The sequence below is a fragment of the Algoriphagus ornithinivorans genome (assembly GCF_900115305.1).
In the GTDB taxonomy this organism is placed as follows: domain Bacteria; phylum Bacteroidota; class Bacteroidia; order Cytophagales; family Cyclobacteriaceae; genus Algoriphagus; species Algoriphagus ornithinivorans.
Genome location: NZ_FOVW01000002.1, coordinates 211,773 through 234,517, shown reverse-complemented (window position 1 = coordinate 234,517; position 22,745 = coordinate 211,773). Strand labels below are relative to the sequence as shown.

23 protein-coding genes and 2 pseudogenes are annotated in these 22,745 nt (G+C 38.7%); 13 read left to right on the top strand and 12 right to left on the bottom strand.

The features are described 5' to 3' along the window. Positions 1–16: 16 nt before the first annotated feature. From BM073_RS03165 to BM073_RS03150, 4 genes are read right to left on the bottom strand one after another with little or no spacing between them, the layout of a single operon-like run. The gene (locus BM073_RS03165; RefSeq protein WP_091650240.1) at positions 17–352 is read right to left on the bottom strand and encodes a rhodanese-like domain-containing protein; all 336 of its coding nucleotides are present in this window, start codon (positions 350–352) and stop codon (positions 17–19) included. Positions 353–407: 55 nt separating this feature from the next. After that, positions 408–662, bottom strand: a complete 255-nt coding sequence (locus BM073_RS03160) for a hypothetical protein (protein ID WP_091650238.1) — start codon at positions 660–662, stop codon at positions 408–410. Further along, positions 632–1,516, bottom strand: coding sequence for a sterol desaturase family protein (locus BM073_RS03155; protein ID WP_091650235.1), 885 nt, complete (start codon positions 1,514–1,516; stop codon positions 632–634). The genes BM073_RS03160 and BM073_RS03155 overlap by 31 nt, the downstream gene beginning before the upstream one ends. Position 1,517: 1 nt before the next feature. Beyond that, the gene (locus BM073_RS03150) at positions 1,518–2,324 is read right to left on the bottom strand and encodes a sulfite exporter TauE/SafE family protein (protein ID WP_091650232.1); all 807 of its coding nucleotides are present in this window, start codon (positions 2,322–2,324) and stop codon (positions 1,518–1,520) included. A gap of 208 nt (positions 2,325–2,532) precedes the next feature. On the opposite strand from BM073_RS03150, the gene BM073_RS03145 reads away from it, so the two are divergent. Next, positions 2,533–3,336, top strand: coding sequence for a universal stress protein (locus BM073_RS03145; RefSeq protein WP_091650229.1), 804 nt, complete (start codon positions 2,533–2,535; stop codon positions 3,334–3,336). On the opposite strand, the gene BM073_RS03140 is transcribed toward BM073_RS03145, so the two are convergent. Beyond that, on the bottom strand, positions 3,337–3,993 hold the full coding sequence (locus BM073_RS03140) for a Crp/Fnr family transcriptional regulator (protein ID WP_091650226.1): 657 nt from the start codon (positions 3,991–3,993) through the stop codon (positions 3,337–3,339). It abuts the gene before it with no gap. Between the two features lie 192 nt (positions 3,994–4,185). On the opposite strand from BM073_RS03140, the gene BM073_RS03135 reads away from it, so the two are divergent. The 7 genes from BM073_RS03135 (at position 4,186) to BM073_RS03100 (ending at position 11,651) form a co-directional block, all read left to right on the top strand. Then, complete coding sequence (locus BM073_RS03135; protein WP_091650224.1) at positions 4,186–5,448, top strand: NAD(P)/FAD-dependent oxidoreductase; 1,263 nt, start codon at positions 4,186–4,188, stop codon at positions 5,446–5,448. Positions 5,449–5,554: 106 nt separating this feature from the next. Then, a complete protein-coding gene (locus BM073_RS17930) occupies positions 5,555–6,184 on the top strand; it encodes a hypothetical protein (protein ID WP_139217431.1) in 630 nt (209 codons plus the stop codon). A 106-nt stretch (positions 6,185–6,290) separates the two neighbouring features. Continuing rightward, the gene (locus BM073_RS03120; protein WP_091650216.1) at positions 6,291–6,512 is read left to right on the top strand and encodes a FeoA family protein; all 222 of its coding nucleotides are present in this window, start codon (positions 6,291–6,293) and stop codon (positions 6,510–6,512) included. Positions 6,513–6,518: 6 nt separating this feature from the next. Beyond that, entirely contained in the window at positions 6,519–8,654 is a 2,136-nt protein-coding gene (gene feoB, locus BM073_RS03115) for a ferrous iron transport protein B (protein ID WP_091650214.1), read from the top strand. 1 nt (position 8,655) lies between these two features. Next, the gene (locus tag BM073_RS03110) at positions 8,656–8,772 is read left to right on the top strand and encodes a FeoB-associated Cys-rich membrane protein (protein ID WP_091650209.1); all 117 of its coding nucleotides are present in this window, start codon (positions 8,656–8,658) and stop codon (positions 8,770–8,772) included. Between the two features lie 48 nt (positions 8,773–8,820). Further along, positions 8,821–10,296, top strand: coding sequence for a lipopolysaccharide biosynthesis protein (locus BM073_RS03105; protein WP_091650205.1), 1,476 nt, complete (start codon positions 8,821–8,823; stop codon positions 10,294–10,296). Positions 10,297–10,730: 434 nt separating this feature from the next. After that, entirely contained in the window at positions 10,731–11,651 is a 921-nt protein-coding gene (locus BM073_RS03100) for a universal stress protein (protein WP_091650203.1), read from the top strand. Positions 11,652–11,654: 3 nt separating this feature from the next. Here the strand turns inward: BM073_RS03100 and ypfJ are convergent, their stop codons facing one another. After that, complete coding sequence (gene ypfJ, locus BM073_RS03095; protein WP_091650200.1) at positions 11,655–12,545, bottom strand: KPN_02809 family neutral zinc metallopeptidase; 891 nt, start codon at positions 12,543–12,545, stop codon at positions 11,655–11,657. Between the two features lie 196 nt (positions 12,546–12,741). Here ypfJ and BM073_RS03090 point away from each other — a divergent pair, with 196 nt between their 5' ends. After that, positions 12,742–13,524 (top strand): 3-keto-disaccharide hydrolase, encoded by a 783-nt coding sequence (locus BM073_RS03090; protein WP_091650198.1) that lies wholly within the window; start codon positions 12,742–12,744, stop codon positions 13,522–13,524. A 162-nt stretch (positions 13,525–13,686) separates the two neighbouring features. Here the strand turns inward: BM073_RS03090 and BM073_RS03085 are convergent, their stop codons facing one another. From BM073_RS03085 to BM073_RS03065, 6 genes and pseudogenes are all read right to left on the bottom strand, one after another. After that, on the bottom strand, positions 13,687–14,094 hold the full coding sequence (locus tag BM073_RS03085) for an energy transducer TonB (protein ID WP_091650196.1): 408 nt from the start codon (positions 14,092–14,094) through the stop codon (positions 13,687–13,689). Between the two features lie 74 nt (positions 14,095–14,168). Continuing rightward, positions 14,169–14,489, bottom strand: a pseudogene (locus tag BM073_RS18200) (energy transducer TonB); the annotation flags it as partial. Positions 14,490–14,705: 216 nt separating this feature from the next. Continuing rightward, positions 14,706–15,065: pseudogene (locus BM073_RS18195) on the bottom strand (M56 family metallopeptidase); the annotation flags it as partial. Positions 15,066–15,436: 371 nt separating this feature from the next. Further along, on the bottom strand, positions 15,437–15,811 hold the full coding sequence (locus BM073_RS03075) for a BlaI/MecI/CopY family transcriptional regulator (RefSeq protein WP_091650190.1): 375 nt from the start codon (positions 15,809–15,811) through the stop codon (positions 15,437–15,439). Positions 15,812–15,898: 87 nt separating this feature from the next. After that, on the bottom strand, positions 15,899–16,726 hold the full coding sequence (locus BM073_RS03070; RefSeq protein ID WP_175557835.1) for a DUF4249 family protein: 828 nt from the start codon (positions 16,724–16,726) through the stop codon (positions 15,899–15,901). Then, entirely contained in the window at positions 16,726–19,125 is a 2,400-nt protein-coding gene (locus BM073_RS03065; RefSeq protein ID WP_091650183.1) for a TonB-dependent receptor, read from the bottom strand. Before BM073_RS03065 ends, BM073_RS03070 begins: the two co-directional genes overlap by 1 nt. A gap of 143 nt (positions 19,126–19,268) precedes the next feature. Here BM073_RS03065 and BM073_RS03060 point away from each other — a divergent pair, with 143 nt between their 5' ends. The 4 genes from BM073_RS03060 to BM073_RS03045 are packed head-to-tail and all read left to right on the top strand — an operon-like array spanning position 19,269 to position 22,697. Continuing rightward, positions 19,269–20,234, top strand: a complete 966-nt coding sequence (locus BM073_RS03060) for a VWA domain-containing protein (protein WP_091650180.1) — start codon at positions 19,269–19,271, stop codon at positions 20,232–20,234. Further along, positions 20,234–20,878, top strand: coding sequence for a tetratricopeptide repeat protein (locus tag BM073_RS03055; protein WP_091650178.1), 645 nt, complete (start codon positions 20,234–20,236; stop codon positions 20,876–20,878). Before BM073_RS03060 ends, BM073_RS03055 begins: the two co-directional genes overlap by 1 nt. After that, the gene (locus BM073_RS03050) at positions 20,875–21,477 is read left to right on the top strand and encodes a hypothetical protein (RefSeq protein ID WP_091650175.1); all 603 of its coding nucleotides are present in this window, start codon (positions 20,875–20,877) and stop codon (positions 21,475–21,477) included. The genes BM073_RS03055 and BM073_RS03050 overlap by 4 nt, the downstream gene beginning before the upstream one ends. A gap of 38 nt (positions 21,478–21,515) precedes the next feature. Then, entirely contained in the window at positions 21,516–22,697 is a 1,182-nt protein-coding gene (locus BM073_RS03045; RefSeq protein ID WP_091650171.1) for an acetyl-CoA C-acyltransferase, read from the top strand. Positions 22,698–22,745 lie beyond the last annotated feature (48 nt).

Below are 22,745 nucleotides of genomic sequence, written 5' to 3'. Positions count from 1 at the left end.
GGGTTACCCCACTTATCTAAACCAATTCAAAAGGCCACCTCATAATTCCCCCGCTGAGGTTTTTGAGATTTTTAAAGCCCATTTCAGCCATTATCTCACAAGCTTGGGCGCTTCTGTTTCCACTTCTACAGTACACCAAGTATGTTTTGTCTTTGGGCAGCTCATTTATTTTCAATTTGAAATCTCGAGACATGATGTCCAGATTTTTTGAATTTCTAATTTTCCCTGATTGATTTTCGCCAGAAGTCCTTACATCCAATATTACAGTTGCAGGATTCAACATCAATTCGTGAAATACACCTGAAGGTATATCCTCGTAGTTTTTCGGTTTTGTTTTAAAGAAATCAAACATAGATTGTTTTTTTCTCAAAATTAGACCTACCCTAGCTCTCCTTCAGTACCAGAAGTCACAGTCCTCTGATAAATGTCCCAACTTTTAAAATAAATAGTCTTCCCAATAAAAGCCAGGGAAAACCATGCAATACCAAATCTCCCCAATCCATCAATTTCATTCCATCTGCCCCACCTAATACCCACTTGATCTTTCCCCAGACATGGGGTTCCGGGGTAAAAGGTGCCAATCCCAAGACCAAGCACAGCAAAATAATTGTAGCCCAACTATTTAATGGGTTTAAGCTTTTTTGTTTTTCTTTCGAAGCCATGGGTATGTGATTTGTGTCCAAAATGTATGTGGAAATTCCTCCACTTTATCAAAACCTAATGGCTCATTTTCTCCATCATTGGGGATATATGCTGTTCCAAACAAATAATCCCATAGACTTAGAGAAATCCCATAATTCACTCCATGACTTCCTTTGGGAAGATGCTTAGCATGATGCCAGGTATGCATCACGGGATTGTTGAAAATATATTTGAGTGGACCATAGGATATTTTGACATTCGCGTGATTTAAATGACCTATTGCAATGGTGAAAATATGTAAGACAAAGAAATCTGCCAGCCCAAAACCTATCATTGCCAAAGGAATATACTGCACTGATTTATAGACAATTGTCTCCATCCAGTGATATCTTAAGTGCGCGGCAAAGCCCATTTGCTCGACTGAGTGGTGAACCTTATGAAACTCCCACAACCATGGAACCCGATGAAGCATTCGGTGTACATTCCATTGTATAAAATCAGCTACTACAAATAAGAGTAAGAACTGACCCCAAACTGGCCAGGAATTGACCTCAATAGCTACCAAATTCGTGATTCCAAAAAGCCCTAAGAAATCATTAAATGCTTCTACAAATACATTGGAAAGGGAATTGTAGAGAATCAATGAAAACAGGAAGAAATTGAAGAACATGTAAAATGCATCCAACCAAAAGTCTTTGCGGAAAAAGGGACGACCTTTTCTCCAGGGAAAAATTACTTCGAGCATCCACACTAATAAGGACAAGCCTATCAGCCAATAAAAATAGTTGTGCCAAGATGGATACAATATTTCTGATTGAAGGTAGTTCCAGTACCCATAATAACCATCCAGAAAGATTTTGAAATACTTTTCCAACTTAAATCCCTGCTAATTCTTTCCCAATAATATAAATACCCATGATCAAGACAAACCAGCCAAACCCTTTTTTAAGTGCTTTTTCATTGATTTTCTTTGAAAGTGCACTACCTATGAAAATACCCACCACTGATAGTCCAGAGAAAATCAAGAGCATATTCCAATCGATTGTTTGATTTCCCAAATCACCCAAAAATCCAATTAATGATTTTGCTGCTATAATTAACAAAGAAGTACCGACTGCAAGTTTCATGGGAAGTTTGGCTAATAAGACTAAAGCTGGAATGATCAAAAATCCTCCACCTGCTCCCACTATTCCCGTAATGACTCCTACCACTGAACCTTCCACCGCTATCAAAGGAATGTTAAACTTAACTTCCCCTTCCTCGCTAGCATCCTCTGAATGATTTTTCTTAATCATGGAGTATGAAGCCGCCAGCATAATCATTGCAAAGAAAATCATGATGCCTACACTTTTTGTGATCGCTAATTCTCCTATAGAAAACAGAGGATCAGGAAGCCAGGGCACCAAAAATTTTCGGGTAAGAAATACTGCGATAAATGAAGGTATGGCAAATACAATGGCAGTTTTATAATCAACTAGTCCATGTTTCATGTAATTGCCTGCTCCAACCAAAGATGTAGCTCCCACAACAAATAATGAATATGCTGTAGCCAGAACCGGATCTACATTTAAAATATAAACCAGTACAGGAACTGTTAAAATTGATCCTCCTCCACCTATCAAACCCAAGCTTACACCAATAATTATTGCAGCTGCATATCCTAAAAGGACTATCAAATCCATAGTTTTTTTGATTTTAAATAACCTGTACAAAAGTACATGTGTGTGATAGGCTTAAGCAGTGACAAATGTTACATCCAAAATTACATAAATACCAAGGGAGCCCAGCAAGATATTATACCAGTGTAGTTAAATCTGAATTCAGATTGATTTTTATCATAGTATAAGCTGAATCTTAAGGTTAAATTAGAGAAGTTTAATTCAAATCGGCATGAAAATCCTTATTCCTTTAGATTTCTCAGACAACTCGGTGAAGGCTTTAGAATTCGCCAAAGGCTTGTGCAAAAAAGGCGAAAATGAAATCATTCTACTTCATGTGGTAGAAGTCGTCTATGATTTTGCCTCCCAAGCAGCTATAGCTTTGGACAATATGCATAAAGATGCGCGCGAAATGATTTCCAAGCTTAAAAAGAAGCATGAGCATGATTCAATCAATTATCGGTCAATCATTAAGGAAGGAACTGCTTCCATTAGTATCGCTCGGATTGCTGAAGAAGAAGATGTTGATATGATCATAATGGGAACCCATGGTGTCTCAGGAATCAAAAAAGTATTGGTGGGTTCAACAGCTGTAGAGGTAATCAAAGAAGCTAGGACACCTGTATTGTTAATCCCTTCAGAAGGAAAAACCTCTTCAATTACAAAGATTACTTTGGCCTTGGAAATCTCCAATCATGAAGAAGAATATATTCATAAGGTAGTTGGACTTGCAAAAAAATGGGAATTATCTCTTGAAATCCTACATTTTGAGAAAAGTGATGATTTTCGGGAAAAACTAGCAGAAAAGGGCTTACAGGTGTTTTTAAAAGAAGAGTTTCCAGATTTAAAGTCTACGCTAATCAGCATTAAAAGCAAAGAATTAATCAAAGGATTAGACCAATATTTCGATGATAAGACTGATTCAATTTTAGCCATGTGTCATCAACATAAAAACCTTTGGGAGCAAGTTACCGGAAAAAGTAGATCATTGGAAATGGCTTATCATACGCATGTGCCGCTTCTGGTTATGCTTTGATCATTTGGAAATCAATTCTTCGAAATCATCTCGAATATAAATCATATTTCTACCCAATTCTATCCATTTTTTCTTTTCCAATTGTTTTAATAGTCGGGAAATAACTTCTCGGGAAGTACCTAATTCTGTGGCAATATCCTGATGGGTAGTTTGAAGCTCATTGGTTTTATATTGTTTCATTTTGGTGACAATATATCGCATCAAACGCTCATCCATTCTTTTAAAAGCTACTGCATCTAATGCTATTAACATTTCCTGAAACCTACTTTGATAAGTGGATGAGACAAAATCCTTCCATTGCTTAAATTCATCAGAAAGCTGTTCATGAACTGTAATTGGAATCCCTATAATGGTTGTAGGCTCTTCCACTACTGCTTTGATCTCACTTGGTTTGGAGGCAGAGCAGCAAGTCAAGGACAAAGCACAAGTCTCCCCTGCATCCAAGTAGTATAAAAACAATTCTTTCCCATCTTCATCCATCCTGGAAACCTTAATGGATCCATTCAAGACAATCGGGACCATTTTGATAAATTTCCCTGGCTCCATCAAAACCTTTCCCGGCTCAAGACGCATGATTTGACCTTTGTCCAAAAGGATTTCTAAAAGCCTTGGATCTGTGAAATTTGGAAGTGCTGATTTGAGTTCTTCTACTGTCATAATTATAAAAAAACGAAACTAGTCTTGACTGAAATGGAAGTTAGTGATAATTGTCACAATGCAGTAATCGTACTTTTAAAATAATACTGAATCAGAAAGGTGATTTATCTCATCTTTCCCAGCAAAGGTGATGAAAGTCACTAAAATGCCTTTTGATTTTAAATACCTTTCTATCAGTCAAACAACCGAATCATGAAACATTATCAAATAGTAATCATCGGTGGAGGTACCGCCGGAATTACAGTTGCTGCCCAGTTAAAACGTAAGGATAAAAATCTGGCAATAGCCATCATTGAACCTTCCGAAAAACACTATTACCAGCCAGCTTGGACACTTGTAGGCGCTGGTACTTTTGATTTTAAAGATACCGAAAGAGAGGAGGCCGACTACATCCCCAAAGGAGTGGAATGGATTAAAGGCAAGGCCACAGCCATAGATCCTAAACAGAATAAGGTTTCAACTGAAAAATCAGGGGATGTTTCTTATGATTATTTGGTAGTAGCTCCGGGTTTGGTAATGGCACCGGAATTATTGCCTGGGCTAAGCGAAGCAATGGATAAAAAGGTTGTTTGTAGCAATTACACAGACCCCGAACATACCTGGGAAGTATTAAAGAATTTCAAGGGAGGCAATGCTGTTTTCACCCAACCTACAACACCAATCAAGTGCGGAGGAGCGCCTCAAAAGATCATGTATTTGGCTGAAGAATTTTTTAGAAAAGCTGGAGTCAGAGAAAAAACCAACGTGATTTTTGCTACCCCTGGGACCGTGATATTTGGAGTTCCGGACTTTGCAAAAACACTCAACAAAATCATCAAGGATAGAGATATAATATTCAAGCCCTTTTATGCTCCAGTAAGAATAGATGCTGAAAATCAGGATATTTATTTTAAATACATTAAACCTGATTCTGTCCATTCTTTTGATGAAGCAGGTATGAAAATAGGAGAAGAACAGCTTGGTAATAATGAGATCAAAATTCACTTTGATATGCTTCACCTAGCACCACCGCAGGCTGCTCCCAAGTTCATTCAGGAAAGTGACATATCCCTCAAAGAAGGGCCTGGAAAAGGATGGGTGGACGTAGACATCCATACGCTACAGCACCTGCGTTTCCCTAATATTTTTGCTTTGGGAGACGTCGCACATCTTCCAACTGCAAAGACCGGTGCTGCAATCAGAAAACAAGCTCCCGTACTAGTGGGAAATTTACTTCAATTGATTCGGGAAAATAAAGTTGGAGAAGAGGCTTATTCTGGATATTCTTCCTGTCCATTGGTCACAGGATATAGTAAAATGGTTTTGGCTGAATTCAAATATGATAATGTAAGAGACAGTGATCCATTAATCTCAAAATTTGTGGATACATCGAAAGAACAGTATAGTATGTGGCTTTTGAAAAAATATGGGTTGCCCTTTATGTATTGGAACTTGATGCTGAGAGGAAAAGCTTAAAATCAACCACCAACAAGCCTAAAGCCTATATTTTCTGGATATAGGCTTTTTTATTCCTAACTTTTCATGAATACTTGAGTTTAAAGATTATAGCTCATCTCAAAAAATGAAAAACGCCGGTAAAGTTACTTTACTCACTTTTTTAATTTTCTCCTCATTGGCGATTTTACCTATGAGTTGCACCAACTTCTGTAATGACTCTTGCGGCTGCGGACCGGTTTTTGACATCAAGGATTTTAGGATTTTATCCTTTGAAACCCTCTCCCTCACCACTGATGGCCAGCAGGTAAGCCCCAGTACCGTGCTTCCGTATTCAACCATTACGAAATCATTCCGAATAAAAGAAACACAGACACTTGCATACTTTGAGTCCAATCCCTCCTACTTTACTTTCGGGACTGCAATGGCCTGTAGCCCACCTTTACCAAAATCTGCCGAGAAAATGATTGGTATTCAGATCATCAATACCAGAGAAGTCATCTTGGGAAACGGTGAAGTCATCAAAGTTGGACAAGACATCAGTAACTACTTTCAGATGAATTATTTTTTCAACAACACTACACGATCCATTGATCAGTTTCTGGAGAATGGATTAACAGTTTTTCGGGATGATTTATTCAAACTCGTCTGGAACAAAGATCCTGGTAAAGAAATCGAACTTGAGTTCAGTTTAAGAATTATGATGGAGGGTGGCCTGGAATTTAACTTAGCAAATGAAATCCTAAGTATTCGTTGATAACCATCTATCTAAAAACTGACAAAAATCTTTATTCTTTTTCTTTAGATCCATTCCAAATAAGTTATTTTTGCAAATCTTAGAAAAGGATTCCGACATTTAGTACATGACAGCTGACCAACTACCCATTTCCAAAAGTGCCGTTATCAAGGACGTTTTAGACTCCCCTTTGAAAATCAACTTAATGGAACTGGGCTTTCTTCCAGGAAAAAAAATCACCTTGCAACACGTTGCTCCTTTGAATGGCCCTATGGCATTCAGACTGGAAGAATCCACTTTAGCACTTCGAAAAGCCGAAGCTGCATTGCTGGATATTCAATTACTATAATCCCACATGCCTGAACAGACTCAATCACCTTTAGTCAAGCCACTCAAAATTGCCATCATAGGGAACCCCAATGTTGGTAAGTCGACCATATTCAACCAACTCACCGGTCTAAGCCAGAAAATAGGTAATTACCCGGGGGTAACTGTGGATAAGAAAATTGGTATGATGAATTACCAAGGGTCTACTTATGAAATTATAGATCTTCCTGGTACTTATTCCCTCTATCCAAATTCCGAAGATGAAATCATAGCCCACAGAGTATTAAATCAGTTGAGTGAAGTTGAGCGACCTGATTATGTGTTGATGGTTATTGATTCTCTTCAGCTATCAAGAGGGATGTTTTTAGCCTCGCAGTTGATTGACCTAGGATTGAATCTGGCTTTAGTACTGAACATGTCAGATTTAGCTGAAAAGCACGATCTGGAAATAAAAGGCTTCGAATTATTCAAAGCTTTAGGAGTACCAATTTTGAACACGGATGCAAGAGGTTCCAAAGGATTGGAGCAAATCCGGGAATTGATCCATCAGAAAAATTTTTCCAAAAAAAGTCAATTCCTTCAGGTAGACGATTTCATAGACTCTTCTCTCCTACAAGACATTAAAGAAAAGTTCGACCTCTCCAATGACTATCAGGCCTATCAAATTTTAAGATTTGGACTGAAAGATAAAGGACTTCCTCTGGAAAAAAGGCAATGGGTTAAAAACAAGATAGATAGCTTGAATATCAATTTGGAATCAGCCCAACTTGAAGAAACCAAGCTCAGGTATAGAAAAATCACCGGTATAATAGAAAAAGTACTGGTGAAAAAAGAGGATAGAAAAGTGTCCTCAAATACCATAGACAAAATTATTTTACATCCTGTTTTCGGATATCTCGTTTTCGCCTCCATCCTATTGGTCATTTTTCAGGCAATTTTTGCCTGGGCCACAGTTCCAATGGACTTGATAGATGGGGTTTTTGCTGATTTGGGAACTTGGGTGAGTACAGTTTTACCAGAAGGAGTATTGACCAGTCTCTTAGCCGAAGGTATCATCCCCGGTATAGGAGGTATAGTCATATTTATTCCTCAAATCGCCTTGCTTTTTGGATTTTTAGCCATTCTGGAGGACACAGGGTATATGTCCAGAGTTGTCTTTTTGATGGACAGATGGATGCGCCCATTTGGTCTTCACGGTAAAAGTATAGTGCCTTTGGTTTCAGGAGTAGCATGTGCTATTCCAGGAGTCATGGCTGCCAGAAATATCGGTAACTGGAAAGAGAAAATCATAACCATCATGGTGACTCCGCTAATGAGTTGCTCAGCAAGGCTTCCGGTATACATCATCCTAATTGGTTTGGTAGTTCCAAATGAGACCGTTTTAGGGTTTATTAATCTTCAAGCTGTCGCCTTATTGTCTCTTTATCTTTTGGGAGTGATAGGTGTTTTATTTACAGCTTTTGGACTTAAAAGCATCCTAAAAACCGATGAAAAGAGCTTTTTGATGGTAGAACTCCCATCTTATCGTACCCCAAGATGGAAAGATGTTATCATTACCATGTACAATAAGTCCAAGACATTTGTGACTGAGGCAGGAAAGGTGATTTTAGCTATTTCAATCATTCTATGGGTATTGGGCACCTATGGCCCTCCTGAAAAAATGGAGGAAATCAGAGCAGAAAGGGATCAAAAAATAGAATTGGCGTCTTCTGAAGTGGAAATAGAAGAAATCAGAGCAGAAGCCTCATCAGACTTATTGGAAAATTCCTTTATAGGAATCATGGGAAGAGCTATTGAGCCAGCTATTCGACCCTTAGGTTATGACTGGAAAATTGGAATAGCATTGATCACATCCTTTGCGGCTAGAGAAGTATTCGTATCCACCATTGCGACTATTTATAGCATAGGGGGAGATCCAGAAGATGATTCCACCATTCGAGAAAAGTTGAATGCTCAAATTAACCCGGTGACGGGCGATAAAGTATTCAACAAAGCCACCGCATTCTCTTTGATGGTATTTTATGTTTTCGCTATGCAGTGTATGAGTACCCTGGCGATTGTGTACAGGGAAACTAAAGGATGGAAATGGCCGTTAATCCAAACAGTATACATGACCGCTTTGGCTTATATATCAGCATTGATTACTTATCAAATTTTATCCTAAAATGTGGCAAGAAATAATCGTAGGAATTATCGTGTTGGGAGCTGTAGTCTATTTGGGTAGAAGGTTTTTCTATAAACCTAAAACCGAACCGGGCTGTGATAAATGTGCTAAACCTTGATTTGAAGAAAAAAAGGTAGCATTTCCAATTTTTTGATAATTTCACCCTATGGGCAGAGTTGCCAGTCAAAGTATTCAAACCACACTTTTTTCCTACTTAGGTGTAGTCATTGGCTATTTTAATGTCCTTTGGTTATATCCTTATGCTTTAGAAGCTGCTCAGTTAGGTACTTTTCGCACTATTCAAGATCTAGCTCTGCTATTTGTTCCCTTTGCTCAATTAGGATTGGGACATGGAATTACCCGGTATTTCCCCAAATTAAAAGCAGGTCATTCTGCTTTTTTGAGTTTTAGTTTGCTTCTGGCCACTGCAGGCTTTGTTTTAGTGAGTTTCCTATTTTTCGTATTCAAAGAAGAAATTATTGGTTTATTTTCCTCTAATTCTCCTGAGCTTATCAATTATTTATGGATCGTTTTATTGATCACATTTTTGGCTTTGGCCAATTCCATTTTAGATGCCTATAGCAGATCTTTTCTCAAAGTAGCTATTCCTACCTTCTTCCGGGAGGTTTTGCTTAGATTACTGACAGGCCTTTGGGTCATTTGTTTTTTGATGAAATGGATCAATTTTGATTGGATGATGGCAGGGCTAATAGCAGTATATGGGATACCACTTTTGGGGATTCTGGTTTATTTGTCATGGTTGAAAGTTTTGAAAGTTGATCTGAATTGGAGGTCATTTCCAAAAGGATTCAGAAGCTCATTTTTAAAATTCAGTCTTATAACCTTTCTAGCCACTGCTGCCTCTACCCTCATCATGAAAATTGACAGCATCATGGTCAGTTCTATGGTCAGTTTGGAGGCAAATGCAATTTATACCATTGCATTTAGCATGGCATTGGTCATAGAAATGCCAAGAAGAGCTATTTCTCAAGTTGTGATGCCCGTAGTTGCCGATCATTTTTCAAAAAACAATCTAGTAGAAATTAACCGGCTATATAAGGAAGTTTCCACAAGGCAATTCTACATCTGTATCCTATTATTTCTGGGAATATGGGCTAATATTGATTCCATCTACCATTTTATTCCCAATAGAGAAATTTATGAAAGCGGGAAATGGATTGTATTCTTTATTGGCTTGGGAAAACTCTTTGATGTGGCCTTTTCAATCAATTCTGAGATCTTGGTCTTCTCCAAGTATTACAGGTTTAACCTGATAGCAACTATAGCCATGAGTATCCTGATTATTCTGATGAACTTTTGGTTGATTCCTATTTATGGAATAGAGGGGGCTGCAATCGCTTCAGCATTAGTCATGTTGGCCTTCAATACAGTAAAATTCCTCTTTCTAAAAATCAGATTAGACTTCAATCCTTTTTCATTGGACACGGTAAAAATCATAGGCTTAGGTCTTTTCGCTCTGATTATGACTTCCATTTTACCAATGATGGAAAATCCATTGATCGATATAACAATTAGATCAATCTTGATTCTAGGAATATTTTGGTTGATTGCGGTGAGTGGTTTTTATGGAAAAGCTGAACTCAACTGGATAAAGGAAAAAATTAAAAAGTCCGGGTCTTAGAGTGTTACAAACCTCCGTATAGACAAGATTTGAGCTGCCTTTAATCCGCAAACTTCCACTGTTATCCTGCTTTTTTGGGCGAGGCCCCGATTAGTCCGATAACATCGGGATCGAGGTGAGGCCTGTTTTTGGAAAGGGCTTCACTCGGTAATTATGTTAATTGTGAAGTTTGAACATGTCGGCGACCCGGACTTGTGCAAATATACGATATTATGAGAGAGGGGTTAAGTAAATAGAGGATAATTCCAGAAATATTCGGATAAAACAATATGTCAAATCGATTAAAATGAAATATAATTCTGATTATTGAGGTATTTTTCTTTAAAAATTAGAACCAAATCAAAAATTTAGCGTTCGCAACAAAATATTATACCGTTTCTATATTTAAACATTCCATTTAGCCTTAACTTTGTAAATCCAAAACCCGGAGAACTATGTACTTGATTAAAAAAATGATCGTTTGCCTGGACCAAACTTCTTTGGATAAGACCCTGATTCAATATGCGGCATTTATCGCCAAAGTGAATCAAACCAAGAAGATTTACTTTGTCAATGTGATCAAAAATCTATCTGTACCTAAGGAGGTTTTGGAAGAGTTTCCAAATTTGGTGGAGAGCATGATCAATGAACGACAAGCGGCCATGGAAACGGTTGTCTCTGAAAACTTCCCTGATCAAAAAGGTATCTCCTTAAACTATATTGTAAAAGAGGGTTCTTTATCTAAAAAGGTACTCAAATTAGCTGAGGAGAAATCTGCTGATATGATTATTGTAGGCAGAAAAATTCATCTCCCAGGCACTGGTGTAGTATCTTTGAGGCTGGCAAGACGTGCATCTTGCTCCTTATTAATCGTTCCTGAAAACTCCCAACCGAAAGTTCAAAAAATTCTGGTTCCATCTGATTTTTCTGATTATTCTAAAGATGCGCTGGAAGAAGCGATTATGATCGCGGAAAAACATGGAAATGTGGAAATCGTCTGCCAGAATGTATTCTCTATCCCTTCTGGTTATCATTTCACAGGAAAAAGCTACGAAGAGTTTACTCAAATCATGCAGATGCATGCTGAGATAGCTTACAAAAAATTCATTCGAAAAATAAATACCAAGGGAATCAAAATCACACCTGTCTATACCAAAGACGAGGATGATGATCCCGTTCAGGAAATTGTCAACAAGGCCTTGGAAATCAATGCTGATGGCATCATTATCGGGGCTAAAGGACGAACAGCTGCTACCGCACTTTTTATAGGTAGTATGGCTGAAAGGCTTATTCAATTCAATGACAGCCTTCCTCTTTTAGTCACAAGGCCTAAAGGCAAAAACGCAGGTATTCTAGATTATATCCTGGAAATCTAAGTCTTATAGTGATTTGGCGCTGAAGGTATCGCCTTGGCTCAAATCCCCTGTATCAAATCCTTTTTTGAACCAGCGCATTCTTTGAGCAGATGTGCCATGGGTAAAAGAATCAGGTACTACCCTACCCCCTGCCTGTTTTTGAAGCCTGTCATCTCCAATAGCATTGGCAGCATTCAGTGCTTCTTCCAAATCCCCCCTTTCCATCATCCCGCTGCTTTTTTGGCTGTGATGAGCCCAAACTCCCGCAAGGAAATCCGCCTGAAGCTCCAGTCTGACAGAATATTGATTATACTCTTGATCGCTAATCTGACCTCTCAGGGAATGAACCTCATCAGTAATTCCCATGATTTTTTGGATATGATGTCCTACTTCATGGGCAATAACATAGGCTTGAGCAAAATCTCCCGGCGCATTTAATTTCCTTTCCATATCCTCAAAAAAGCTTAAATCTATATACAGTTTTTCATCAGCCGGACAATAAAAAGGACCTGTTGCCGCGCTGGCATTACCACAAGCCGAAGAAACTGATCCAGTAAAAAGAACTAAAGTGGGTTCCCGATAATTTGAAATCAATTCATTCCATACCTGCTCTGTATCCCCCAATATGACTGCACTGAATTCAGCCAATTCATCTTCCTCAGCAGTTGGTTGGTAATTGGATTCCGTCGTAAATCCTTGCCCTCCACCTTGCAAAAATCCACCTAAAAAGCTTAATGGGTTGGTGCCCGTTATAATGGAAAATGCAATTAATATCCCTACTATAATGAGTCCCGTTTTGGAAAAGAGGATTTTGAGCAATGAACCTATCAATAATGGATTCATTCCTCCTCCAGAAGAACTTCTTCCTCTTCTATCATCGATATTGCTGCTTTTTTTGCGGCCTTGCCATTTCATAGTATTCCTTTTGATGTTAAAGTGCCTTTTTTTCTCTTCATGAAAAAGATAAACAAGGGCTTAGCATAGAAAATAATTTAAAGAAAGGGAGATTACTTCGCATTCTCCGTGTAAAATTTATTTCCTACATCATTAAAATTAACCAAATTGACCAAAAAGCAATCAATAGCTTTTTAATAAATCAAACCCAAAACCTATGAAAAACACAAAAACCTCCATCCTATGCCTTTTATCGGCATTCTTTTATTTCCTTTTCTTAAGCTGTGAAAGCACTGCACAAGTCGGAGTGGGTGTCAAACCTATTGAAGGAGCAGAACTCATGTTAGATGGCACCAAGTCTATGTTGCTTGAAAAATGGGAGTATTGGGAAGGACCTAGATTTTCAGCTGAGGCACCTATCAAATGGCCTGAGGTTCAAGATCCTGTGACAGGAGGCAAAGCAATCAGTTCCAATGACCCAGCAGGAGCAGGAGGGAAATATGGAGCTGCAGATATCGTTACCAAAAAGAAATACAAGGACTTCAGGGCTCATGTGGAGTTTTTGATAAAAAATGAGGGAGGAAATAGCGGGGTTTATCTTCAGAATCGATACGAAATTCAAATCCTGGATGGAGACTATGGACTTCATGGATTGGCTGCAGTGATCAATGAACATCTCCCAAAAGAACAGGCCTATAATGGTCTTGGGAAATGGAATGCCTATGACATTGTATTCAAAGCAGCTCGCTTTGAAAATGGAATATTAAAAGAAAAAGCCAGGGTCACAGTTTATTTTAATGGTAAAAAAATCCACGAAGATGTGGTAATCCAACAGGTATGGGGCGGTCCAAATTCGGGTCTAGACGGAGGAAATGACGGTGGTAAAGGAATTACAGACAGACCCGGAGGTTTGAAGCTTCAGGCTGAAGGACACGATGTCCTTTACAAAAATGTCTGGATTAAGGAATTGGATTTGGATGGAAAGACAACTGATTTCTAATAAAAAGAGGCTGTCTTTTTAGTAGATTGTCAGACTGAGCGCCTAATTAACGTCAGGCAGGGAGTCAACGGCCATTTTAATCTTTCTGGCCCACATTTCGATCCCGAAAAATTGTTGGGACGCTCAATGTGACAAACTTCACTTTTAAGACAGCCACTTTTTTTATCCCAATTTGAATCGAATTGGAAGTCTCATTCTTGTCCTGACAATACTTCCATTCATTTCACCTGGAGACCATTTGCCAGAGCCTTTGACTACTCTCAAGGCTTCCTCATCGCATCCCCCACCTATTCCCCTCATCAACTCAATATCGCTAAGTGAGCCGTCTTTTTCTACAATAAAAGAAACAATGACAGTGCCTTCTATTTCTTTGGATTGGGCCTTTTCAGGATATTTTAAACTATTGATAAGATATTGCGTCCATCCCTGAAATCCACCGGGAGGCTGAGGAGCAACATCTAATTTTTCTATCTGTTCCTCAACTGTTTCGCCAGTTTGAGCTTTCAACTCAACCCCGATTAAAAATAGGAAAAGGGGAATAAATACTAGGGTTAATTTATAGTTTTTCATGATTTTGAATTTTAATGGAAAAAACTCTCCAATAGCTTGGAGAGCTTTTCAGGTTGCTTAACACGATTATTTGCTTAACTCAACTTGAACCGAATTGGTAATCTCATTCGAGTTCTTACTTTCCGACCTCTTTGTTCGCCAGCTTTCCATTCAGGGGAATTTTGAACCACTCTTAGTGCCTCTTCATCCAAACCAGAACCCACTCCTCTCAAAATTTCCACATCCTGAACTGAACCATCAGTATTAATTACAAAAACGACAATGACAGTACCTTCAACTCCTTCAGCCCTAGCAGCATCCGGGTATTTAAGATTCGCGCTCAAGTAATTATTCCATCCAGACATTCCCCCCGGTGGTTGAGGCTGAGTTTCCACCACGTCAAATATTTCATCCGCTGCTATGTCAACCACTTTACCATTGACCATTCCCTTGAGTTCAGTTGATCCATCTTCATTGATCACATCCACTATCTGTTCTGGCTTGAGTGGTTCATCTGATAAGTTTTGCTCGCAAGCGAATACAAAAACCATTAATGAAAAAAGAGGGAGAACTAACAAAAATCTGCTCTTTTGCAGTTCAGTTGATTTAGTTTTGTTCATCATAACAATGCGTTTTTTTGTTTGAAATTGATTAAAGCTATTCATAAACTGCCAGCCTTGATCTTTAGCTAAAAGTCTAACAAGCAATCTTGAATAATCGAATTGAGAAAAAGATTTGGTCACCCCTTGGTCAGCCTGAAACTCATGCACTTCCCGAAGAGATTTTTCTAAAGCATAAATGAATGGGTTAAACCAAAAAATAGCCTTGGTAAACTGAATCAGAATCAAGTCCCAGGTGTGTTTTTTTGCCACGTGAATTGATTCATGAAGTAAAATCTGTTTTTGATCCGGATCCTCTGGGTCAAATTTTGGCAATAAAATATAATTGAAGAAAGATGCTGGTTCAAAGCTGGGATGGATGGCTAATTTCATTCCCTGATAATTCCTCTTTTCGACCAGTTGGAGCTGAAAAATAGGTTTGGCCAAACCCAAACAAAACTTACCTAGTGAAAAGACCAATCCAATGGCATAAATCACCAAAATCATTTCCTGCCAAGAATAGGTTTCCACTTGCTCAGTGGTGCTTCCAAAATCAAAAGTAGGAAGTGTGTATTCCGCGAGAGGTGCCGCCGCTTGAGTCATCTCAAATGACAAAAGGGGCACAAAAAGAACCAGCAGCATCAAAACCAGAAGAGTTACTCTATTCCAGTCAAAGAAGGTTAGTTTTTCTAATACTACCTTATAAAAAACCCATCCGCCTACCAGGCAAATGCTTCCTTCTAAAAGATAATTTAAAACATTATTCATTGTTTATCCATGTTTTCGTAATCATCAATCATCTTCTGCAAATCATCAATTTCATCCTTGCTGATTTTTTTCTCTTTCACCATAAAGGATAAGAAATTACCTACAGACCCTTCAAAGAAATGCTTTACCATATGATTGATGCTTTTCTTAGAATAGTCTTCCTGACTGACTGTCGGGATATACATGTGAACTGTACCGTAAACCTTGTGAGTCAAATACCCCTTTTTCTCCAGTAACCTGATTGTTGAGGCCAAAGTGGTGTAAGGTGGCTTAGGTTCTGGAAATTCGTCCAAAACGTCACGAATGAGACCTTGTCCCATCTTCCATAATATGCGCATGATGCGCTCTTCCTGTTCTGATAATTCTTTCATGACTTTAATTTAAAATGAATTTTTTAAATAACCTATTAAAAATTAGTAGATCTATTGAAAAATAATTTATGACTTACTAAATATAGGTTATTCGCGAATAAAAATGGATTCCGATAATAAAGGCGAAACCAGGAAGTACCCCAATACCTCACCCTCTCCCTGAATGACCCGAATATTGGTTTCTGGATTTTGAGGAGGAGGACTGAAGAGTCCACCATCATTAAATAACAATCCTACCAACTGGGTAAAATAATTATAAACATCTCTATTCATACGAAAAAGCTCCAGTCTAACTCTATCTCCAGGCTGAAATGCATAATTTAACTCCAAACCTCTTTCGAAAAAACTTAATCCAAAGGTATCATCAAATAGTAAATAATCTTCCCTATTGTTTTTCAAGGTGTCATTTTCAATGACTCTAATCCGATAATAGTTATCTCTGGTGAATGGAATTTTGCCATAGGCTTTAATATAGTATCCCTCGTCAGAGAATAGTCTTTTCTCTTTGAACTCATAGGTCAAGCTATCAATTTTCGGAGCTTCTAACATCAGTCCCGAAGCTTGATAAATATTACCCCCCCATTTGACGGAAAGATTATATCGCTCTCCTACTTTTGCCACCTTTCTCCTATCCTTCGGCCTATAGCTCCTTGAACTGGAATTGTAGACAAATGGGATCAAAACTTCAGTCCCTGGAATACTGATTACCACCTCAGCATCAGAAATCACAATTCTAGTGGATTCATCAAAATAATTCTTTGCAAGGCTAATAGTCACCTCATTATAAAAGTCCTTATCGGTCCATGTACCCTCTATTACAGGGATCTCTCCTTCTATAGTAGCCAAGGGAAGATCCACTTCTTCCTGACAGGAAAAAAACACCACACTCAACAGAAGAATAAGCAATCGTCTCATCAAAACTGAAAATTATAAGTAATTGAAGGAAGAAATGTAAACAAATAGGTCATGACGATTCCTTGCCGACTAGATTCAATAGGGCCATCCCCCGCACTAAATCTAAAATCATCATTGTAGATCTGACGGAACTCATAGGCAAAAGGGTTCTTTCTTCCATATAGATTGTAAACACTGAAGTTCCAGCTTCCCCTCCATTTTCTCCCTTTATTGGGGTTTTTCCACGTGACTGAGGCATCCATGCGATGATAATCCGGGAATCTATCCTGATTTCTGAATTTGGAAAAAAGTGGTAAATGCTGGTTGTCTATTGGATAAGTTCCGATTGGAAATGTGACTGCCTGTCCTGTGGTATAAACGAAGGTTAAACCTGATGACCAGGAAGGAGAAAACTCATGATTCAAGACCAAAGTCACATCATGAGGTCTATCAAATCTTGGGTTATACTTTCGGTTTTCACTTATTCCTTCAATCAACCTCCAAGTTCTTGACCAGGTATATGCCAGCCAGCCTGTAGTTTTTCCGGTATTTTTTCGAAGTAAAAACTCCACTCCATAAGCCCAGCCTTTTCCGGTAAGAATTTCTGTTTCCACCTGGTCTGTAAATAGAACCTGAGCTCCATTTCTCAAATCAATGATATTTCTCAGGTCTTTATAATAAGATTCAACTGAAAACTCCCATTTGTTATTTTGGAAGTTTTTGAACACTCCAACCGAAATTTGATCAGATCTAATCGGAGGAACATAAGTGCCTGCCAAAATCCATCTATCAATTGGCAATCCTGCAGAACTATTAGAAGCAATCTGCACGTATTGAAAATTCCTGTTGTAGGCGGCTTTCAACGAAAACTCTTCATTAATCAAATACCTAAAAGCCAATCTTGGCTCCAAGCCTTGATAAAACTTGATGTTTTCGAAGGAATTGAATTGAACAGAATCAATCACTTCCACATCCGGTCCAGGAACACCTCCCGCATATCTATAGTCCACACCTCTACCTAGCTGATTGAAAAAACCCCATCGGAGCCCAGCCTCAGCACTCAATTTTGAAGAGAATTGATGAGACAGTCCAGCAAATAAATTATTCAATACTCCATTTTTTGGATTGGTATTGATTGGATCCAAATTACTGTTCGGAAGAGGTTCTAAATTGATGGGTGAAAAATTATAAAACTGGGAATGAAAGCCCCAGTAAGTCTGTGTTTTTGAATTATTATTTAAGGACCAGTTTCCCTTAATTCCTGATTCAGAAAGGTTATTATTCCAAATAAACCCATTATCCGGATCATTGATTTCGATTTTATAATTGTAAAAAGAGTGATAAGCATCTAAGTCAAAAAACAAGTCATCAGAAATATTTCTGGACCACTTCAATGAACTCACCCAATTACTCCAACCCAACCCGAACTCTTTATTTACACCCAGAAAATCTCTCCCTTGATAGGTAGAGAAAGTGATCTTATCCTTGTCCGAGATTTTAAACGCCAGCTTTCCGCTTAAATCATAAAAATTAAGCCTATTGTCTCTTAGGTCTGGATCATTAGCCAGTTTCAAAAAAACATCTGCATAGGTTCTTCTCGCCGAAAATACAAAAGAGGATTTTTCTGAAAATAATGGACCATCTATAGTAAACCTGGAAGAAATTGTTCCAATTCCTCCCTCTCCATGAATTTGATCATAATTTCCTTCTCTCAAACTAACATCAATTAGAGAAGACAGCCTTCCTCCATAGGAAGCGGGCATGTTCCCCTTATATAATTCCACCTGATCTAATGCATCTGGATTAAACACCGAAAAGAATCCAAAGAAATGGGAAGGATTGTAAACAGGAGTTCCATCTAGTTGTACTAAATTTTGATCGGCAGAGCCTCCTCTAACGAACAAACCGGTAGTCCCCTCCCCCGCAGTTTGAACTCCAGGTAGTAACTGCAAACTTCTAAGCAAATCGACTTCTCCAAATAAAGCGGGAATATTCTTGATAGTCTCAATAGGAACCCTCGCTTTTCCAGTCTCCAAATTCCGAACATTTTCATCCGGACGCCTTTCCTGAATAATCACTTCCTCAAGAGACAACTCCTCAGGATTCAAAAAAAAGCGCTGAAATTTGGCTAAATCTTTTTCAGTAAGAACTCTGATTGATTTTTCATAGCCTATAAAAGAGACAATCAATCTGGCTGGAAGTTTAGTGGGCTGGATTTCAAAATTCCCATCTAAATCACTAACTACTCCAGATTTTAAATCATTTTCCCAAAAAATATTTGCTCCCGGCAAGGGTGATGAATCTTTCACATCCAAAACCTGCCCACTGATTTTCGCACTTTCCTGAGCAAATAGAAAAAACGGCAACAGACTTAAAGCTAAGACTATCAGCAAACAAAAATTGACTTTGGATAAATTCATCGACCAAAAATATTGAACCCATTCAAATTACTCGGAAGGATTTGGGATTTAATAATTGTTAATATTTACAAACATTGAATTTATAACCGACCACTTGCATGAAAGTTCCTTTCAAAGTAAGCTTTATTTTATAATTTCAGGCCATGATTTGGGCATATCCTGACATCAAGCTTATTGCAATCCTAGCAGGAATTTTTATTCTGCTCTATCTGGTATATTTATCAAGATATTGGGCCATCAATAGAAGGCTACAAGTTGAAAAGCGAAGACTTTTCACCAAACTGGTCATACGTACTCTTTACTTTATATTATTTCTAATCGCTTTGGCAGGACCATCCATTGGAACATCTACCAAAGAAGTCAAAGAAGAAGGAAAGGATATTTTCATTGCAATTGATTTATCCCAATCTATGAATGCAACGGATATTGGCCCAAGTCGTTTGCAGAGAATCAAGTTTGAGTTGAAAAATTTGATTAAAAGTTTTCCATCTGACAGAATTGGATTGATAATTTTCTCCTCTGAGGCTTTTATGCAGTGTCCTTTGACATTTGATCAAAGTGTGCTCCAGCTTTATTTAGATGGATTGAATACCGGTTTGGTTCCAAATTCAGGCACGGACCTGAGAGGCCCTTTAAAAATGGCTTTGGAGAGATTCAACAATGATGAAAGCATGGAAGTAAAATCCAAGTCCATAGTATTGATCTCCGACGGAGAGAATTTCGGGGATGATTTGGACGACGTGGGCGACAGACTAAGCGATGCTGGAATCAAGGTTTACTCCTTAGGTATTGGAACAGAAAAAGGAAGCTCTATTCCACGAGGAAATGGAGTAATCATCAATCCTGAGACCGGGAAACCTGCAGAAACTAAATTAGATAGAGGATCTTTAAAATACATTGCCTCAGAAACAGGAGGTCAATATTTTGAAATTTCAGATGAAGCCCAGGAGCTAGGTGATCTCACTGCAGCACTAGAGAGATTAGAAGGAGGAACTGTAGGCACCAGAAAAATAGAAACCTCCTCCAATAAGTATTTCTATTTTCTTTTGGCAGGACTGGTTCTGTCTCTCATTGACATGATTTTACCTATCAAAACAATTAGATTATAATGAGCTGGGGCAAAGTCATCATAGCAATTTTCCTAATAATCCCTGCATCATGGACCCGGGACTCCAGGTTGAATGCAGCGATAGATGTTGCTGCTGAAAGCTATGCCAAAGCAGAATATGAGCAGTCTATTAAAGACCACTTATTTATATTAGAACAGTTTCAGCTCCAATCCTACGCATTGGATTTCAACTTGGGACTCAGCTATCATTATGCAGAAAATCCCGATGAAGCCAGTACTTATTTTGACAAAGCATCCACTAGTCCAGATAAGTTACTCTCATCTTTTGCTTACAATCAAGGTGGAGTGATTCTGGGAAATAAGAAGGAATATGAAGTAGCTCTTAATAAATTTAAATCTGCTTTAATTCAAGACCCATTCAATGAGGTAGCAAGGCATAATTACGAATTACTTGCTCGCTGGATGCAAAGAGACGAGGAAAGGAAAAATGAGGAGCAGAATAAGCCTGAGCCATCCGAATTTGCCAAGCGCAAAAAAGCGGAGGCTGATCGCCTGGTTGAACAATTTAGGTTCCAGAATGCGTTACAGGTAATGACTGATGCTCTGCAACAGGATGAGACGGTTGCAGCTTATCAGGACTTTATCAACAGTCTCCAAGAAATAACAGAAATAGAGAAAAAATGAAATACCTATTAAGCATCATTTTCTTGCTTTCCGCTTTGAGCCTTCAAGCTCAAACGGCAGGGGATTTCTTTAACCGAGCTGCGAGGTCCTATGTCAAAACTGAAAAAGAGGATGCTCTTAAAACAGTAAATCAGGGATTAAGTAAATATCCTGAGGACCAAAAATTAAAAGCTTTGAAAGAAAAGCTGGAGCAGGATCAAGAAAAGGAACAAAACCAAAATCAGCAGCAGCAGAACCAACAAAATCAGGAACAGCAGCAGCAAAATCAGCAAAGTCAAGGGGAAGAAGGCCAACAGCAGGAGTCCAAAGATCAAGGGGAAAAGACAGATCAGGATAAAGCTAAGGAATCTCAGTCCGGAAATCCTACAGACAAGAGCAATGACCCTGCAAGCCAAAATGCCAATGATCAAATGGATGCCAATTTAGCTGACAGACAGAAAGCCATGGAGGAATTCAAGGAAAAGCTTAAGGCTATGAACTTGACCCCAGAGCAAGCTGCTCAGATTTTAGAGAGCATGAATGCAGCTGAATTACGGTATATCCAACAGAATAAAAAGAAACCAACTCAAAGACCTAAAAGGGGAATTCCTGATTGGTAAAATTTTCTAATTGAGCTTTTAATTAAACCCAAATAAACATGTCTAAAGAAGTATATATTGTTTCAGCAGTTCGTACACCACTCGGAAGTTTTGGAGGAAAGCTTTCAGGACTTACTGCCGTTGAGTTAGGGAGCACTGCCATTAAAGGTGCCTTGGAAAAATCCAGTGTCAAAGCGGATGACGTACAGGAAGTTTTCATGGGAAATGTAATATCTGCCAATCTAGGTCAAGCCCCTGCAAGACAGGCTGCAATTGGAGCAGGAATTGGGTACCAAGTCCCTTGTACTACTATTAACAAGGTATGTGCTTCTGGAATGAAAGCAGTAATGTTTGCCGCTCAGTCCATCATGCTTGGAATCAATGATGTGGTCGTTGCTGGGGGAATGGAAAGTATGTCCAATGTCCCATTCTATGTTCCTAAAGCCAGATTTGGATACAAGTATGGCAATGCAGAGTTCGTGGACGGCCTTGTAAAAGATGGCTTATTCGAAGTTTACTATAAATTCCCTATGGGAAATTGTGCAGATAATACTGCCAAAGAGATGAAAATCAGCAGAGAAGAGCAGGATGCTTATGCAATACAGTCTTACCAAAGATCTGCTGATGCTTGGGCAAAAGGATACTTCAAGGACGAGGTAATTCCTGTAGAACTTAAAGGAAGAAAAGGGGAAACAATTCTCATTGATGAGGATGAGGAATATAAAAACGTTATGTTCGATAAAATCCCTTCCCTTCGTCCTGTATTTGATAAAGCAGGAACAGTTACCGCAGCCAATGCTTCCACCATGAATGATGGAGCATCTGCCTTAGTATTAGTCAGCAAAGAAAAAGCAGAAGAATTGGGATTAAAGCCACTGGCGAAAATCAGAGGATTTGCAGATGCAGCCACTGACCCACTATGGTTTACTACTGCTCCAGCACTTGCGATTCCTAAAGCTATCAAGCATGCAGGTTTGACTGCAGATGATGTGGATTTTTATGAAATCAATGAAGCCTTCTCAGCGGTGGCATTAGCCAATCAAAAACAGCTGAATTTGAATCCAGACAAACTGAATGTATTCGGAGGTGCAGTCTCCCTTGGTCACCCACTTGGGGCTTCAGGAGCTAGAATCATCGCTACCTTAAATTCAGTCTTGCATCAAAAATCTGGACAGATCGGAGTTGCCGGTATCTGTAACGGAGGCGGCGGTGCTTCTGCTTTAGTATTAGAAAAAGTCTAAAAAAGCAATTAATTTGATCCTTGGTGAATTAACCTCACCAAGGATTAT

Excerpts from the sequence above, each read along its gene's own strand:
- BM073_RS03165 (WP_091650240.1), bottom strand. The coding sequence starts at position 352 with ATGTTTGATTTCTTTAAAACAAAACCGAAAAACTACGAGGATATACCT.
- BM073_RS03160 (WP_091650238.1), bottom strand. The coding sequence starts at position 662 with ATGGCTTCGAAAGAAAAACAAAAAAGCTTAAACCCATTAAATAGTTGG.
- BM073_RS03150 (WP_091650232.1), bottom strand. The coding sequence starts at position 2,324 with ATGGATTTGATAGTCCTTTTAGGATATGCAGCTGCAATAATTATTGGT.
- BM073_RS03145 (WP_091650229.1), top strand. The coding sequence starts at position 2,533 with ATGAAAATCCTTATTCCTTTAGATTTCTCAGACAACTCGGTGAAGGCT.
- BM073_RS03140 (WP_091650226.1), bottom strand. The coding sequence starts at position 3,993 with ATGACAGTAGAAGAACTCAAATCAGCACTTCCAAATTTCACAGATCCA.
- BM073_RS03135 (WP_091650224.1), top strand. The coding sequence starts at position 4,186 with ATGAAACATTATCAAATAGTAATCATCGGTGGAGGTACCGCCGGAATT.
- BM073_RS17930 (WP_139217431.1), top strand. The coding sequence starts at position 5,555 with ATGAAAAACGCCGGTAAAGTTACTTTACTCACTTTTTTAATTTTCTCC.
- BM073_RS03120 (WP_091650216.1), top strand. The coding sequence starts at position 6,291 with ATGACAGCTGACCAACTACCCATTTCCAAAAGTGCCGTTATCAAGGAC.
- feoB (WP_091650214.1), top strand. The coding sequence starts at position 6,519 with ATGCCTGAACAGACTCAATCACCTTTAGTCAAGCCACTCAAAATTGCC.
- BM073_RS03110 (WP_091650209.1), top strand. The coding sequence starts at position 8,656 with ATGTGGCAAGAAATAATCGTAGGAATTATCGTGTTGGGAGCTGTAGTC.
- BM073_RS03105 (WP_091650205.1), top strand. The coding sequence starts at position 8,821 with ATGGGCAGAGTTGCCAGTCAAAGTATTCAAACCACACTTTTTTCCTAC.
- BM073_RS03100 (WP_091650203.1), top strand. The coding sequence starts at position 10,731 with ATGTACTTGATTAAAAAAATGATCGTTTGCCTGGACCAAACTTCTTTG.
- ypfJ (WP_091650200.1), bottom strand. The coding sequence starts at position 12,545 with ATGAAATGGCAAGGCCGCAAAAAAAGCAGCAATATCGATGATAGAAGA.
- BM073_RS03090 (WP_091650198.1), top strand. The coding sequence starts at position 12,742 with ATGAAAAACACAAAAACCTCCATCCTATGCCTTTTATCGGCATTCTTT.
- BM073_RS03085 (WP_091650196.1), bottom strand. The coding sequence starts at position 14,094 with ATGAAAAACTATAAATTAACCCTAGTATTTATTCCCCTTTTCCTATTT.
- BM073_RS03075 (WP_091650190.1), bottom strand. The coding sequence starts at position 15,811 with ATGAAAGAATTATCAGAACAGGAAGAGCGCATCATGCGCATATTATGG.
- BM073_RS03070 (WP_175557835.1), bottom strand. The coding sequence starts at position 16,726 with ATGAGACGATTGCTTATTCTTCTGTTGAGTGTGGTGTTTTTTTCCTGT.
- BM073_RS03065 (WP_091650183.1), bottom strand. The coding sequence starts at position 19,125 with ATGAATTTATCCAAAGTCAATTTTTGTTTGCTGATAGTCTTAGCTTTA.
- BM073_RS03060 (WP_091650180.1), top strand. The coding sequence starts at position 19,269 with ATGATTTGGGCATATCCTGACATCAAGCTTATTGCAATCCTAGCAGGA.
- BM073_RS03055 (WP_091650178.1), top strand. The coding sequence starts at position 20,234 with ATGAGCTGGGGCAAAGTCATCATAGCAATTTTCCTAATAATCCCTGCA.
- BM073_RS03050 (WP_091650175.1), top strand. The coding sequence starts at position 20,875 with ATGAAATACCTATTAAGCATCATTTTCTTGCTTTCCGCTTTGAGCCTT.
- BM073_RS03045 (WP_091650171.1), top strand. The coding sequence starts at position 21,516 with ATGTCTAAAGAAGTATATATTGTTTCAGCAGTTCGTACACCACTCGGA.